Origin of the sequence: Micromonospora sp. NPDC005220 (genome assembly GCF_040607895.1) — a bacterium.
In the GTDB taxonomy this organism is placed as follows: Bacteria; Actinomycetota; Actinomycetes; order Mycobacteriales; family Micromonosporaceae; genus Micromonospora.
In genome coordinates this window covers 58,298-73,366 of sequence record NZ_JBEXHP010000022.1, presented here as the reverse complement: position 1 = coordinate 73,366, position 15,069 = coordinate 58,298, and the positions used below count along the sequence as shown (strand labels likewise).

The following is a 15,069-nucleotide window of genomic DNA, read 5'->3' as shown; positions in this document are numbered from 1 at the left end:
CCTCGCCGATCCGCACCGCGGCCGGCGCGTCGGTCAGCGGGGTGACGCCCGGGGCGGGCGTGGCCAGCGAAGCCCCGAGCCGGGCGAGGCGGGCCACCAGGTCGTCGACGCCGCCCGGCGCGACGGCGGTCGGTGCCGCACCCAGGACGCCGCGGGCAGTGTCCAGATGCGCCCAGGCCGCCCGGTGGGAGTTGACCGCCTGCCCGTACGCCGACGCGAGCCTGCCCACCCTCTGCCCCCAACGCCACGGCCGTCTGGTCCCAGGAACCCTAACGGACACCGGCGGCACCCGGACAGTCCTGCGAGGACGTGTCCCGCCGGACCGGTCAGGCGGGGCCGCACCCCGCCGGGCCGGTCAGGCGGGGCCACACGCCGCCGGGCCGGCAGCGTCGGCCACCCCGCAGCGGAACACCTCCACCGGCGCCCTCGCCACGTCGGGCACCTGCTCCACCCGCATCAGGGCCAGCCGCTTGTCGACCGGCTCCCCCGAGTCGGGCGTGAACCGGATCAGCCCGGCCACCCCCGGGTAGCCCTGACCGGCGTTCTGCCGGAGCACCTCCGCGTGCACGCCCACCGGGTTGACCGAATCCGGCTCCCAGCGTTGCCGGGGGTCGGCGTGGTGCAGCCGGGCGGCGAGGCTCTCCACCGCCCGGATCAGCATCATCGCCGCGTCGTAGGCGAGGCTGACCCGCTCGCCGACCTGCTCCTCGGAGCCCGGCCGGCAGCGCGGCGGGTCGAGCAGGTCGTCGGCCTGGATCCAGGACAGGAAGCTGGCCCGCGCGTCGTCGCGCCGGTCCTGGGCCGCCCGCAGCGCCGCGCAGGTGGCCAGGGCCGCCTTCGAGACGTACGTGACGGGCAGGTTGCCGGGCGCGGCGGCCCGCAGCCCCTTGTTGGCCATGTAGCGGTTGGCCGAGTCGTCGGCGACGAGGTGCCGGGGCGGGTTGCCGCCGCACTCGCGCAGCGCCCGCAGGAAGCCGTCGAACTCCGACCAACGACCGGCGTAGAAGAGCAGCCCGGGGTAGCCGCACTCGTCGGTCAACCGCTGCCCGGTGCGCCACTCGTCGAGGCGGGTGATCCGGGTGCCGAACTGTTGTCGAAGCCCGTCGACGAGGGTGCCCACGTACAGGTCCTCGGTGAGCGAACTGCCCTCCAGGGTGGTGTAGAAGACATGCGCCTCGTTGACCTTCAACACCTGTTTGGCGTACGCGTCGACAAGCTTCACCTGATCCCGGTTCGGCGCGGAGATCTGGAGGTAGAGGCGGGAGTTGGCGTCCATCTTGTCGGCGGAGAGGGTGGGTGCCAGCACCGGCAGGCCGATCTGGTTCAGCTCCCGCAACGCGCGGGCGGTGCTGGTGCGGCTCTCCACCAGCCCGACCACGCCGAGCACCGTGGGGTCGTCGCGGGCCAGCTCGGCCAGCATCGCCACGGCCCGGTCGGCGTAGATCATCTGCCGGCCGCCGTTGGCGATCACGATTCGCAGCAGCGCCGCGCCGTCCGCGCCAGCCGACTCCTTCAGCAACGCGTACTGGGCGGTGGCCATGCCCTCCAGCTCCTCGCGCTCGGAGACGTACGACTCCTCGTCCGCGCGGGTCCGGTTGCCGGTCAGGGTGCCGAGGTAGACCAGGGTGAGGAAGGGCCGCCGGCGGTCGCTGCGCTGCCAGACCTCCTCGGCGGCGCGGTTCTGCGCGAAGATGCGCTGTTGGATGGTGCGCAGCCGGTCCTGGCCGGGGTCGTTGTTGAACACCTGCGCGGCGCTGTCGCTGTAGCCGACACACTCGCCGCTGCCGACCACCTCGACCGAGACCTGGCCGGTGAGCGAGGGGTGACAGCCCGGCCCCCACCGGCTGGCCACCCACAGGCCGAGCGACGCCACCAGCACCAGACAGAGCGCCGCCGGCAGGAAGCGTCGCGACCACCACGGCGGGTCAGGCGCGGAGAAGGGCCGCAGCCCGCCCCGCGACGGTGGGCCGGTGTCGGTCTCGTCGGGACGCAACGCCACCAGCCAGGTGGCCGGTCGGCGCAGCCGCCGCATCTCCGGCAGCGCCTCGGCCCACTCGTCGTACGCCTCGTCGGCCTCGGTCAACGGGTGCGGTTCGGGCAGGTCCGGTGGGGGTTGCCCGCCGGACGCGACGATCAGCAACGGGTCGTTGCGGCCGGTCTCGGTGCGGACGTCGCCGATCAGGCGGACCAGTTCCCCGCCGACGTTGCCGGGTGCGACGTGATCGATCAGCAGCGCCGGGTACGCGGTACGCCGCCAGTCCGACGGACGCCACGGTCGACGCCGGTACGCCTGCCGCAGGTCCTCCAGGAACGCGTGCAGCAGCAGCTTGTTGACCTGGTCGGGTTGCTCCCCGTCGCGCCAGCCCGCGGTGAGCCGCTCGGCGAAGCCGAGGAAGGTGACCGACTGCCGGGGCGCCAGGTACTGCTGACGCATGAACCAGTTGTAGTGCCGCCCGAGCACCGGCACCCGACCGGAGACGGCGGCCCGGAAGACCACCCCCGGCACGGCGCGACGGACCAGCCAGAGCAGCACCTGCGAGACGATGCTGACCGCGTCCCCGCCGGAGGGCAACGCCTCCGGCGTCCGTGGGCCCTTGCGGTCGCGCAGCCGGCGGACCAGGGCAGCCCGGCTGTCGTCGGCGTCGATGCCCGGGCTGAGGCTCTGCTGCATCAGCCAGTCGGCGAGCGGATAGTGCCGGAAGCGCAGTCGGGCGGCGCCGAAGGCCTCCAGGGAGAGCTGCCGGTACAGCTCGCGCAGCAGCGCCGGCACGTCCCCGGCCCCGGGTGGCACGTCGGCGTCCAGCACGGCGTGCGGGACCCGCCGCCGGGGGCCCTGGCCGAGGAACCGGCGCAGCGGCACCATCAGATCCACTGTGTCGGAGCGGACCAGCCACAGCAGCGGCAGCCGGCGGTCACCGCGGCGGGGTCGCCGCAGCAAACGGGCGAGCAGCGCGAAGAACTCCAACCCGCCGGCCGGTATCCGCTCCCGGCCGCCAGCCGACTGCCGTTGGCCGATCAACTCCCGCTTGGGCACCTCCGACCGCCGCACGCGTCACCTCCGATCCACACAGTGTGACCTTGTGGCGCAAGGCACGCCAGAGGCCGGCGACCGCGGGCCAGCGACGTTCACGGTTGTCGATTAGGTTGGCGTGGCGAACACCCGATGGAGGGAGTCCACCCCGTGCGACGAGTCCTCACGGCGGCCACCACCGCCCTGACCCTCACCACCGCCGGCACCATGCTCGCCGGCACCCCCGGCCACGCCGCCCCGACAGCCTGGGGCCGGCCCGTCGTCACCGCCGCGCCGCAACCCGGCGCGCCCGGACTGGGCGACAAGTACTTCCCCGACTACGGCAACGGCGGCTACGACGTCGAGCACTACGACGTCCGGCTGCGCTACGAACCGGCCACCGACCTGCTCACCGGCACCACCACCATCCTCGCCACCGCCACCCAGGACCTCTCGACGTTCAATCTGGACTTCCTGCTCGACGTCGAGTCGGTCCGGGTCAACGGTTGGGCGGCGAGCACCAGCACCGCGGGTGCGCACGAGGTGGTGGTCACCCCGGCCCGTACGGTGACCCGGGGCCAGCAGCTCACCATCGTGGTGCGCTACTCCGGTGTCCCGTCGGAGACCCTGGTCGACGGTTACACCGGTTGGACGCGTACCGACGACGGCGCCCTGGCCGTCAACGAGCCCGAGTCGGCGTGGTGGTGGTTCCCGAGCAACGACCACCCACTGGACAAGGCCACCTACGACATCTCGGTGTCGGTGCCCACCGGCGTCGAGGTGATCAGCAACGGCGTGCAGCCGCGGCCGCCGCTGGCCGAGGCCGGCAACCGCACCCGGTGGATCTGGCGGACCACCTCCCCCACTGCCACCTACCTGGCTTTCATGGCGATCGGCCAGTACGACATCGTCACCGACACCACCCCGGGCGGCCAGCCGGTGATCAACGCGTACAGCACCTCGCTGGGCGCGCTCGGGCCGGCCGCGCGGGCCAGCATCGAGCGGACCGGCGAGATCGTCGACTGGGAGAGCGGCATCTTCGGGCCGTACCCGTTCGAGGCGCAGGGCGGCGTGGCCGGGCCGGTGGACGGCATCGGCTTCGCCCTGGAGACGCAGACCCGACCGGTGTACGGGCCGGGTTTCTGGCGACGCGGCGCCAACACGTACGTGGTGGCGCACGAGAACGCCCACCAGTGGTTCGGCGACTCGGTCTCGGTGGCCGAATGGCGCAACATCTGGCTCAACGAGGGCTTCGCGTCGTACGCCGAGTGGCTCTGGTCGGAGGAGCAGGGTGAGGGCACCGCCCAGGAGGTCTTCGACTTCACCTACGCCAGTTACCCGGCCGACGACGAGTTCTGGCAGGTGTTGCCCGGCGACCCGGGCGCCGGTCGGATCTTCGACGACGCCGTCTACGACCGAGGTGCGATGACCCTGCACCAGCTGCGGCTGGCCGTCGGCGACGACGCGTTCTTCGAGATCCTGCCGGCCTGGACCGCCGAGCACCGGTACGGCAACGGCACCATCGAGCAGTTCCAGGCACTGGCCGAACGGATCTCCGGGCTGGACCTGGACGACCTCTTCACCACCTGGCTGTTCACCGCCGGCCGGCCCGACGTGGCAACCACCGCCCGCAAGGCCGCCCCGCCAACCGAACCCAAGTCCTGGTCCAAGATCCGCGAGGCCCACCACCTGATGTCGCACTAGCCCCCCACCGCCGCCCCCACCCCACCCCCCACCGCCGCGTCGATCATGGAGTTGTGGTGCCTCACATATCAGGCAAGGGCGCACCTTCTGCCCACCACAACTCCATGATCGACCGGCGGGGTCGGAGCAGCCCGGCCGGCGGCGGGGGTTACGGGGTTACGGGGTTCGCCGCTTCGACGGCGCGGATGTGCCGGTACGCGAACCAGAGCGGCGGGAACGCCACCGGCGAGTTCGCCGTAGCCGCTCGGCATTGTCCATGATCGCAGCGTAACGATGGTCTTCGTCCCGTCTGGTCCCGCAAACGGTGACGGCTGCCTCAGCGGCGTACGCCCTGGCCGGCGAGGGCCAACTCCCCCAACCGGATCGAACCGGCAGTGGGGCCGGCGGGGGCGATGACGCAGACCGCCCCGGCGGGCCGGACGATGCGGGCGGCCCGGAACGCCGCTCGTCGTACCGGATGGCGGGGCTGCGGAACGACCAGCGCGAGGGCCGTCGCGCGGCCGTGCTGCCGATCCAGGGCGACGGCCGCCGCGACAGTGGCGATGGCGGCGGCAGAGCCGGCGAGGACGAGTGTCTGGCGCGGCCCGGCGTGTTCGGCGAGCCAGCCGAGCAGCGGCGCGCCGACCGCGGCGGAGACCGAGCCGGTGACCGCCAGCGCGGCGAGTACCCGGCCCCGCATCGCGCCGTCGGTGTCGAGCTGGGCGCGGGTGCCGACGGTGGTGTCGATGACCACCGCTGCGGCGGCGATCGGCAGGATCACCGCGGCGAAGCTCCAGGTGCCCGGTGCGAGGCCGGCGACGACCTGCAACCCGCTGGCAAACAGGCCCGCGACGATCAGCGTCCGGTACCCCAGCGAACGTCGACGGGCCGCGACCAGCGCGCCCAGCACCGTCCCGACCGCGAACACGGTCGACAGGAAGCCGTACCCGGAGGCGCCGGCGTCCAGCGGCCCGTCGCTCATCGCGGCCATGGTCACCTGGTAGTTGCGGCCCAGGCTGCCGAGCACGAACGACAGGGCGAGCGCGAGGAGCAGCACCGGCTGCCCACGCAGGTAGGCGAACCCGGCGCGGACACCGCCACGGGTCGGGCCGCCGTCCGGGACCGGAAGGCCGGGCACGGCTTGCGGGCGTACGGCGAACAGCGCCACCACCACGGCGGCGAAGCTGGCCGCGTTGATGCCGAACAGCAGGGCGGGGCCGACGGCGGCCACCACCACGGCCCCGAGGCTCATGCCGAGGATGCGGCCGGCGGAGTTGGTGAGCGAGCCGAGCGCCAGGGCGTTACCCAGCGTCTTCCGGTCGACGAGGCTGGCGGCCCAGCGCCCCATCACCGGGCCTTCGATCGCCGAGACGGCACCGGTGGCCAGCGAGATCGCGAAGATCAGCGGCAGGCCGCCGACCCCGGTCACTGCGACCGCCGCCAGTCCGGCGGCGAGCGCCGCGTGGGCCACCTGGGCGGTGATCAGCAGCGGGCGGGCCGGCAGACGGTCGGCCAGCACCCCACCCCAGACACTGAGCAGCAACGTGGGCGCCGCCTGGAGCAGCACGGCGAAGCCCATCGACGTCGCCGAGCCGGTCTCCTTCAGGACGTACCAGTTGACCCCGAGGACCTGCATCCAGGTGCCGATGACGGAGACAAAGCCGGCGAGGGCCCAGATCCGGTAGTTGCGGTGGGCAGCGCGGCGAAGGTGGCACCTCTGGCCACGACGAACCTCCAGCGATCGGCAGCATGGTTCTCCACACCGATCGCGGGGCGGTTCGGCAGCCGACAAGTCTTGCCGGCTTAAACCTTTTTGCCCATCTTTGTGAGGGGCTTCACCAGCGGGAATGTCCGGTCGGTGCGGCAGGTCCGCTGCCGCACCGACCGGACGCCGTCAACTCAGCGAACGGCGAGCGCCTGGGCGGCCGGGCCGACCGGGGCCGGCAACGCGCCAACACCGCCCAGGTAGCCGTGGATGGCGGCGGCCGCCGCCCGCCCCTCGGCGATCGCCCAGACGATCAACGAGGCGCCCCGGTGCATGTCACCGGCCACGAACACCCCGTCGGCGGCCTGCCAGTCGTCCCGGACGTCGATGGCGCCCCGCGGGTTGCGAGCCACCCCGAACTGGGCCAGCAGCGGCTGCTGCTCGGTGCCCTCGAAGCCGATCGCCAGCAGCACCAGGTCGGCCGGCAGCTCCCGCTCGGAGCCCGGCACCACTGTGACGACCCGCCGGCCGTCGCGCTTCTCCACCGTCACCTCGGCGATCCGCACCGCCCGCACCTGGCCGGTGCCGTCGTCCACGAACTCCTGCACCGCCACGGCGAAGACCCGCTCGCCGCCCTCCTCGTGCGCCGGGTAGCTGCGCAGCACCCACGGCCAGGTCGGCCATGGGTCCCGTGACTCGTCGCGCTCCTGCGGCGGCTGCGGGTACAGGTCGAGCTGGTGCACGCCGGCGGCACCCTGGCGGTGCGCGACGCCGAGACAGTCGGCCGCGGTGTCACCGCCACCGATGATCACCACGTGCTTGCCGGCCGCGTCGATCGGAGTGCCGTCCGGCAGCACCGCCGGCGCCAGCCGACGCTCGCCGGTGGCCACGACGCCGGCCTGATCGGTGGCCGCGGTGGCGACCGCGCGATTCGCCGCGACCAGGTGTTCCATCGCCTGGTGTACGCCCCGAAGCGCCCGCCCGGGGGTCTCCGGGGTGTCCCGGCCCTGCAACGCCCCGCCGGCCAGCAGCACCGCGTCGTGCTCGGCGCGCACCTGCTCGGCGGTGACGTCCACGCCGACGTTCACGCCGGTACGGAAACGCACCCCCTCGGCGATGAGCTGGGCCAACCGGGCATCGATGTGCCGCTTCTCCAACTTGAAGTCGGGGATGCCGTACCGGAGCAGACCACCGATCGCGTCGTCGCGTTCGTACACCGTCACCGCGTGACCGGCGCGGGCCAGCTGCTGGGCGGCGGCGAGGCCGGCGGGCCCGGAGCCGACGACGGCGACCGACCGGCCGGACGGCGCCGGCACCGGGCGGGGGATGAACCCACGCGCCGCGGCGGCGTCGGCGATCTCCACCTCGACCTGCTTGATGGTCACCGGTTGACCGCCGGAGATGCCGAGCACGCAGGCCGCCTCGCAGGGCGCCGGGCAGAGCCGGCCGGTGAACTCCGGGAAGTTGTTGGTGGCGTGCAGCGACTCCACCGCGGCGTCCCAGTTGCCGGTACGCACCAGGTCGTTCCAGTCCGGGATGCGATTGCCCAGCGGGCAGCCGTCGTGGCAGAACGGGATGCCGCAGTCCATGCATCGGGTGGCCTGCTCACGGACCAACTCCTCACCGGCCGGCGGGTACACCTCCCGCCAGTCGCTGATCCGCACCGGCACCGGGCGGCGGGCCGGCAGCCGCCGGTCGTAGCGCAGGAAACCGTTCGGGTCAGGCACGTGCCACCTCCTGGGCAGCCACCCGCGGGGCGGGCGGCACCGGCATCGCCGGCACAGCGGGTGCGGTCAGTTCTGTCATCACCGCGTCGTCGACGTCGCGGCCGGCTGCTTCGGCGGCCCGCATGATCTCCAGCACCCGGCGGTAGTCGCGGGGTACCACAGCGGTGAACTCGGCCACCGCCTCCGGCCACCGCTTGAGCAGCTCCTCGGCGACCGCCGACCCGGTCTCGGCCACGTGCCGTTGGACCAGCTCGTGCAGCAGCGACTGCTCCTGCTCGCCCAGCGGCAACAGGTCGACCAGCTCCGCGTTGACCCGGGCGCGGTCCAATCGGTGCACGAACGCCGTGCCGCCGGACATGCCGGCCGCGAAGTTCCGGCCGGTCCCGCCGAGGACCACCACCGTGCCGCCGGTCATGTACTCGCAGCCATGGTCACCGACGCCCTCGACCACGGCGATCGCTCCGGAGTTGCGTACCGCGAACCGCTCCCCCACCCGGCCGCGCAGGAAGACCTCGCCCGCCGTGGCCCCGTACAGGATGGTGTTGCCGGCGATGATCTGATCCTCGGCCCGCTGCCCCGGTTCGGCGTCGGGGTCGAGGAACGGCGCGGCGGCGTCCGGACGGACGATGAGCCGCCCGCCGGAGAGGCCCTTGCCCACGTAGTCGTTGGCGTCGCCGTGCAGGCGCAGGGTCACCCCGCGCGGCAGGAACGCGCCGAACGACTGCCCAGCCGTGCCGTGCAGCACGAACTCGATGGTGTCCTCGGGAAGGCCGGCGCCGCCGAAGCGACGGGTCACCTCGCCGCCGAGCATCGCGCCGACGCTGCGGTGCTCGTTGCGCACCGCCACCTCGACGCGCACCGGCGCCCCATCCGTCAGGGCCGGACGGGCCAACGCGATCAGCTCGTTGTCGAGTGCCTGCTCCAGCCCGTGATCCTGGGCCCGGACCCCGCGTCGCGCCGCACCGGCGGGCAGCTCCGGCAGGTGCAGGACGGGCGCCAGGTCCAGCCCGTGCGCCTTCCAGTGCGTCACCGCCGGGGCCACGTCGAGCAGCTCGGACTGCCCGATCGCCTCCTCGATCGACCGGAAGCCCAACTCGGCCAGGTAACCCCGGACCTCCTCGGCGAGGAAGAGGAAGAAGTTCTCCACGAACTCCGGCTTGCCGGTGAAGCGCTCCCGCAGCACCGGGTTCTGGGTGGCGATGCCGACCGGACAGGTGTCCAGGTGGCAGACCCGCATCATCACGCAGCCCTCGACGATCAGCGGCGCGGTCGCGAAGCCGAACTCCTCCGCGCCGAGCAGCGCCGCGATCAGCACGTCCCGGCCGGTCTTGAGCTGACCGTCGACCTGCACGGTGACCCGGTCGCGCAGCTTGTTGAGCAACAGCGTCTGCTGCGCCTCGGCCAGCCCCAGCTCCCACGGGGTGCCGGCGTGCTTGAGCGAGTTCAGCGGGGACGCGCCGGTGCCGCCGTCGTGGCCGGAGATCAGGATGACGTCCGCCTTGAGTTTCGCCACCCCGGCGGCGACGGTGCCGACGCCGACCTCGCTGACCAGCTTGACGTGCACCCGGGCCGCCGGGTTGACGCACTTCAGGTCGTGCACCAGCTGGGCGAGGTCCTCGATGGAGTAGATGTCGTGGTGCGGCGGCGGGGAGATCAGACCCACACCGGGGGTGGCGTGCCTGGTCCGGGCGATCCACGGCCAGACCTTGTTGCCAGGCAGCTGACCGCCCTCGCCCGGCTTGGCGCCCTGGGCCATCTTGATCTGCAGGTCGTCGGCGTTGACCAGGTATTCACTTGTCACGCCGAACCGGCCGCTGGCGATCTGCTTGACCGCCGAACGGCGGGCCGGGTCGTGCAGCCGCTCGACGTCCTCGCCGCCCTCACCGGTGTTGGACTTGCCGCCGAGACGGTTCATGGCGATGGCGAGCGTCTCGTGCGCCTCCGCCGAGATCGACCCGTACGACATGGCGCCGGTGGCGAACCGCTTGACGATCTCGGTGGCCGGCTCGACCTCCTCGATCGGCACCGCCGGGCGGACCCCGGTGCGCAGGGTGAACAGCCCGCGCAGCGAGCCGGCCTGCGCGGCGAGCGCGTCGACCTTGGCCGTGTACTGCCGGAAGACGTCGTACTGCCGGCTGCGGGTGGCGTGCTGGAGCAGGAAGACCGTCTCCGGGTTGAACAGGTGCAGCTCACCCTCGCGGCGCCACTGGTACTCGCCACCGACCTCCAGCCGGTCGGACGTGGCGGTGCCGGCCGGCGGCCAGGCCAGCGCGTGCCGGGCGGCCACCTCGGCGTGCACGCCCGCCAGACCCACCCCGCCGATCCGGCTGGGGGTGCCCCGGAAGTAGCGCTCGACCAGCCGGCTGTCCAGGCCGACCGCCTCGAAGACCTGCGCCCCGCAGTACGAGGAGACCGTCGAGATGCCCATCTTGGACATGATCTTCAGGACGCCCTTGCCGAGCGCCTTCGCGTAGTTGCGCACCGCGGCGGCCGGCTCCACCCCGGCCAGGATGCCGGCGGCGATCATGTCCTCGACCGACTCGAACGCCAGGTACGGGTTGACCGCCGCCGCCCCGTAGCCGATCAGCACCGCCGCGTGGTGCACCTCCCGGCAGTCGCCGGACTCGACGATCAGCGCCGCCTGCGTACGGGTCTGCTCGCGGACCAGGTGCTGGTGCACGGCGGCGGTGAGCAGCAGCGACGGGATCGGTGCCAGGTCGGCGTTGGAGTCCCGGTCGGAGAGCACCAGGATGCGGACGCCGTCCTCGATCGCCTCGGAGACGTGCCGGCAGATCTCGGTCAGCCGTGCCTTGATCCCGGCCGCGCCCTCCCGGATCCGGTACAGCCCGGAGACCCGGACCGCCTTGAAGCCGGGCAGGTCGCCGTCCTCGTCGATGGAGAGGATCTTCGCCAGCTCGTCGTTGTCGATGATCGGGTGCGGCAGCACGATCTGCCGGCAGCTCGCGGCACCCGGGTCGAGCAGGTTGCCCTCCGGCCCGATGGTCGACGCCAGGCTGGTCACCAACTCTTCCCGGATGGCGTCCAACGGCGGGTTGGTGACCTGGGCGAAGAGCTGGTGGAAGTAGTCGTAGAGCAGCCGGGGCCGGGTGGACAGCGGTGCGATCGGGGTGTCCGTGCCCATCGAGCCGAGCGGCTCGACGCCGGTGCGCGCCATCGGCGCGAGCAGGATCTTCAGCTCCTCCTGGGTGTAGCCGAAGGTCTGCTGCCGGCGGCGCACCGAGTCGTGCGTGTAGACGATGTGCTCGCGGGCCGGCAGGTCGTTCAGCTCGATCAGCCCGGCGTGCAGCCACTCGCCGTACGGCTGGGCGACGGCCAACTCGGACTTGATCTCCTCGTCGTGCACGATCCGCCCGGCCACGGTGTCGACCAGGAACATCCGGCCCGGCTGGAGTCGCCCCTTCGCGACCACGTGGGCCGGGTCGAGGTCGAGCACGCCCGCCTCGGAGCCGAGCACCACCAGCCCGTCGTCGGTCTGCCACCAGCGCCCCGGGCGCAGCCCGTTGCGGTCCAGCACCGCGCCGACGATCTCGCCGTCGGTGAAGGCCACCGAGGCCGGACCGTCCCACGGCTCCATCAGGCTGGCGTGGAAGCGGTAGAAGGCCCGCTTGGCCGGATCCATCCCCGGGTCGTTCTCCCAGGCCTCCGGGATCATCATGAGCACCGCGTGCGGCAGGCTCCGCCCGGCCAGGTGCAGCAGCTCCAGCACCTCGTCGAAGTTCGCCGAGTCGGAGGCGGCCGGGGTGCAGACCGGGAAGATCCGCCGGATGTTGCCCGGCACGTTCGGCGAGCGCAGCAACGCCTCGCGGGCCTGCATCCAGTTGCGGTTGCCCCGGATCGTGTTGATCTCGCCGTTGTGGGCGATGAACCGGTACGGGTGCGCCAGCGGCCAGGACGGGAAGGTGTTGGTGGAGAAGCGGGAGTGCACCAGCGCGATCGCGCTCTCCACCCGCTCGTCGCGCAGGTCCGGGTAGAACGCCGGCAACTGGTCGGGGGTGAGCATGCCCTTGTAGACCATGGTGCGGCTGGACAGCGACGGGAAGTACGCCGGCACGCCCCGCTCGGCGGTCTCCCGTTCGGCCTGCTTACGCAGACAGAACGCCACCCGGTCCAGCTCGATGCCGCGCAGCGGGGAGCCGGCCGGCCCGTCGGGCGTGTCGGTCAGGCGGTGCGCGGCCAGGAAGAGCTGGCGAACCCGGGGCATCGCCGCCAGGGCGGTCTCGCCCAGGTCACTCGGGTCGATCGGCACGTCCCGCCAGCCGAGCAGATCGGCACCCTCGACCAGCGCGTACTTCTCGACCACTCGACGGGCGCGCGCCTCGGCGGCATCGTCGTCGGGGAGGAAGACCAGGCCGGTGGCGTACTCGCCCGCCGGGGGGAGCGCGACGTCGGCAACCGCGCGCAGGAACGCGTCGGGCACCTGGATCATGATGCCGGCGCCGTCGCCGGTGTTCGGCTCCGCGCCACGGGCGCCCCGGTGGTCCAGCCGACAGAGCGCGCCGAGCCCGTTGGCGACGACCGAGTGTGAACGCCGGCCGTGCAGGTCCGCCACGAAGGCCACGCCGCAGGCATCGTGCTCCTGCGCTGGGTCGTAGAGGCCCTGGGCGGACGGACGGGGGTGGGGCGTCGGGGACGCCTGCGGGCTGTGCGGCTGTTCTGTGTCCGCGTACGGCTGAGCCACCGGGCCTCCTGTCGTCACTCAGGTTGGATCATGGTGGGGACGACGTCGGCCCGTGGGTCTATTGAGTCTACGTTAGGGCCGGGGTCGCACGGCCACCTGAGATTGATCACACCGTCCACTGGCTGGGACGTGTAGTCTCGCGCGGTGGATCCGCTACACAAGCACGTCTTCGACCGGTTGGAACGCTTCTACGACGCGGTGCCCCGCGACGTCGCCGCTGCGGAGGAGCATGGCGGGCTGGTGCTGTTCGTCCGCGAAGGCCTCGGCTGGCCGTTCTACGCCCGCCCCCGGATCGACGCCACCGAGCCGCCGTCGCTGGCCGACGTGGCCTCGGTCCGCGAGCGCCAGCGGAAGCTGGGCCTGCCGGAGGCCTTCGAATGGGTGCACGAGACGACCCCCGAGCTGCTGGCGGTGGCCCGCTCGGCGGGGCTCAGCGTGCTGGAGGCGCCGCTGATGGTGCTCGACCCGAGCGCGCTGCCCGACCCGGCGACGCTGTCCAAGGCGGGGGTGCGGGTGCTGAGAGCGGACTCCCCCGACTTCGCCGCCGATGTCGCCGCCCGGCGCGCGGTGGCGGCGGTGTCGTTCGCCGCTGCCGGCACCGCACCCGGTGAGGCCGGCCCGGCCGAACGCGACGCCGCCGTCACCGAACTCGAACTGGCCGCGCTCGACGAGGAGCGCGACCGGATCGCCGACGGCCGACGGATCTCCGCGTTGGCCGGCACTCCGACCGAGGGCGCGCTGGCCAGCGGCATGGCGATGCGGGTGGACGACGTCGCGGAGATCGCCGGGGTGGCCACCCTGCCGTCCGCCCGGCGACGCGGGCTGGGCGCCGCGCTCACCGCCACCCTGGCCCGGGAACTGCTGGCGGCCGGCACCGAGCTGGTCTTCCTTTCCGCGGGCAGCGAGGAGATCGCCCGGGTCTACCTGCGGGTCGGCTTCCGCCGAATCGGCACCGCCTGCATCGCCGAACCCGCCGCCCTCATCCCCTGATCTGCCGGCCGACCGAGGTCAGGTCGGTGGGCGCCGAGGTCCGGTCGGTGGGCGCGGAGGTCAGGTCGGGGGGCGCCACTGGGCCGCGGAGGCCGCGGCGCTGGAGAGCAGCCGGGTGTTGATCGTGCCCAGTGCGGCGTCCCGGGCGCGCAGCGCCAACCGGCCCCGGGTCTGGAGCACCGCCGACATCCGCCGGGTCTGTCGGACCACCGTCGCGGCCCGCGGACGGCGCACCCGGTCGTACGCCTGGACGGCGTCGGGCAGCCGGGCCTCCCGCAGCAGCGACGCGAGTGTGGCGGCGTCCTCGAACGCGAGGCAGGCGCCCTGCCCGAGGTGCGGGGGCATGGCGTGCGCCGCGTCGCCGAGCAGCACCACCCCACCGGGCCCGACCGGAAAGCCGTACGCCCGGGGCAGCGGGCGCAGCTCGCGAACCTCCTGTTGAACCAGGTCGGCCGGGTCGGTGGCGTCGAGCAGCGCGCCGACCGGCGCGGGCCAGCCCGCGTACCAGCGGCGCAGCAGGGCGAGCTGGGTCTCCGGTGGTTCCGGGCGTGGCGCGCCGGCTGCGGTGGCCACCCAGTAGATGCCGCCCCGGGTGGACCCGCCCGAGGAGCCGCGCTCGCCGAGCGACGCGGCCACGAACCGGTAACCCGCGCCGAGAATCTCACCGGCCAGCGACTGATCGTCGGGGAGTCGAGGTGCCTGGTACCAGGGAATGACGGCCCGCCAGGCGGCGCACCCGGAGCTGACCACCCGGGAGTCGGGCGCGAGTTGGCGGCGGATGCCGCTGTCCGTGCCGTCGGCGGCGACCACCAGGTCGGCCTCGATGGTGTGCCGCCCGTCGCTGACTCCCGGTCGCTCGCCCGGTTCGACGCGGACGTGGCGCACTGTCACCCCGGTCCGCAGCTCGACCCGGTCGCCGAGGCCGGCGATCAGCGCGTCGTGCAGATCCTCCCGGTGCACCACCACCGGCATCCGGTCGGCCGGGATGGGCCGGGGCTGCACGAGCCAGTGCCCGTCCGGGCGACGGACCCCGCCATCGGGCAGCGGGGTGGCGATGGCGGCCAGGCCCGCGCCGAGGCCGAGGGCCTGCAACGCGCGGACGCCGTTGGGCCAGAGCACCACGGCGGTCGGCTCGGGACGGACCCGTTCGGCGCGTTCCAACACTGTGACCTGCCAGCCGGAACGGGCCAGCGCGCCGGCCACCGCGAGGCCACCGACCCCTGCGCCGACCACCACCGCGCTTCGCATCGGTGCC

General features: G+C 73.1%; 8 protein-coding genes. 2 read left to right on the top strand and 6 right to left on the bottom strand.

Annotated features, from left to right (window positions below; genetic code table 11):
• On the bottom strand, positions 1 to 229 hold a 229-nt coding region (locus tag ABZU52_RS12580; RefSeq protein ID WP_354971171.1), incomplete at its 3' end, for a hypothetical protein.
• Positions 230 to 355: 126 nt separating this feature from the next.
• Positions 356 to 3,049: a hypothetical protein gene (locus tag ABZU52_RS12575; protein WP_354971170.1), complete on the bottom strand. Its 2,694-nt coding sequence runs from the start codon at positions 3,047 to 3,049 to the stop codon at positions 356 to 358.
• Between the two features lie 132 nt (positions 3,050 to 3,181).
• Between ABZU52_RS12575 and ABZU52_RS12570 the strand changes: the two genes are divergently transcribed.
• A complete protein-coding gene (locus ABZU52_RS12570; RefSeq protein ID WP_354971169.1) occupies positions 3,182 to 4,714 on the top strand; it encodes a M1 family metallopeptidase in 1,533 nt (510 codons plus the stop codon).
• A gap of 316 nt (positions 4,715 to 5,030) precedes the next feature.
• Here the strand turns inward: ABZU52_RS12570 and ABZU52_RS12565 are convergent, their stop codons facing one another.
• From ABZU52_RS12565 to gltB, 3 genes are all read right to left on the bottom strand, one after another.
• Positions 5,031 to 6,329: an MFS transporter gene (locus ABZU52_RS12565; protein ID WP_354971168.1), complete on the bottom strand. Its 1,299-nt coding sequence runs from the start codon at positions 6,327 to 6,329 to the stop codon at positions 5,031 to 5,033.
• Positions 6,330 to 6,592: 263 nt separating this feature from the next.
• Positions 6,593 to 8,125: a glutamate synthase subunit beta gene (locus tag ABZU52_RS12560; protein WP_354971167.1), complete on the bottom strand. Its 1,533-nt coding sequence runs from the start codon at positions 8,123 to 8,125 to the stop codon at positions 6,593 to 6,595.
• On the bottom strand, positions 8,118 to 12,824 hold the full coding sequence (gltB, locus tag ABZU52_RS12555; RefSeq protein WP_354971166.1) for a glutamate synthase large subunit: 4,707 nt from the start codon (positions 12,822 to 12,824) through the stop codon (positions 8,118 to 8,120). Before gltB ends, ABZU52_RS12560 begins: the two co-directional genes overlap by 8 nt.
• A gap of 144 nt (positions 12,825 to 12,968) precedes the next feature.
• Between gltB and ABZU52_RS12550 the strand changes: the two genes are divergently transcribed.
• Positions 12,969 to 13,814, top strand: a complete 846-nt coding sequence (locus ABZU52_RS12550; RefSeq protein WP_354971165.1) for a GNAT family N-acetyltransferase — start codon at positions 12,969 to 12,971, stop codon at positions 13,812 to 13,814.
• Between the two features lie 60 nt (positions 13,815 to 13,874).
• Here ABZU52_RS12550 and ABZU52_RS12545 read toward each other — a convergent pair whose 3' ends face one another.
• A complete protein-coding gene (locus ABZU52_RS12545; RefSeq protein WP_354971164.1) occupies positions 13,875 to 15,062 on the bottom strand; it encodes an NAD(P)/FAD-dependent oxidoreductase in 1,188 nt (395 codons plus the stop codon).
• Between the last annotated feature and the right edge of the window lie 7 nt (positions 15,063 to 15,069).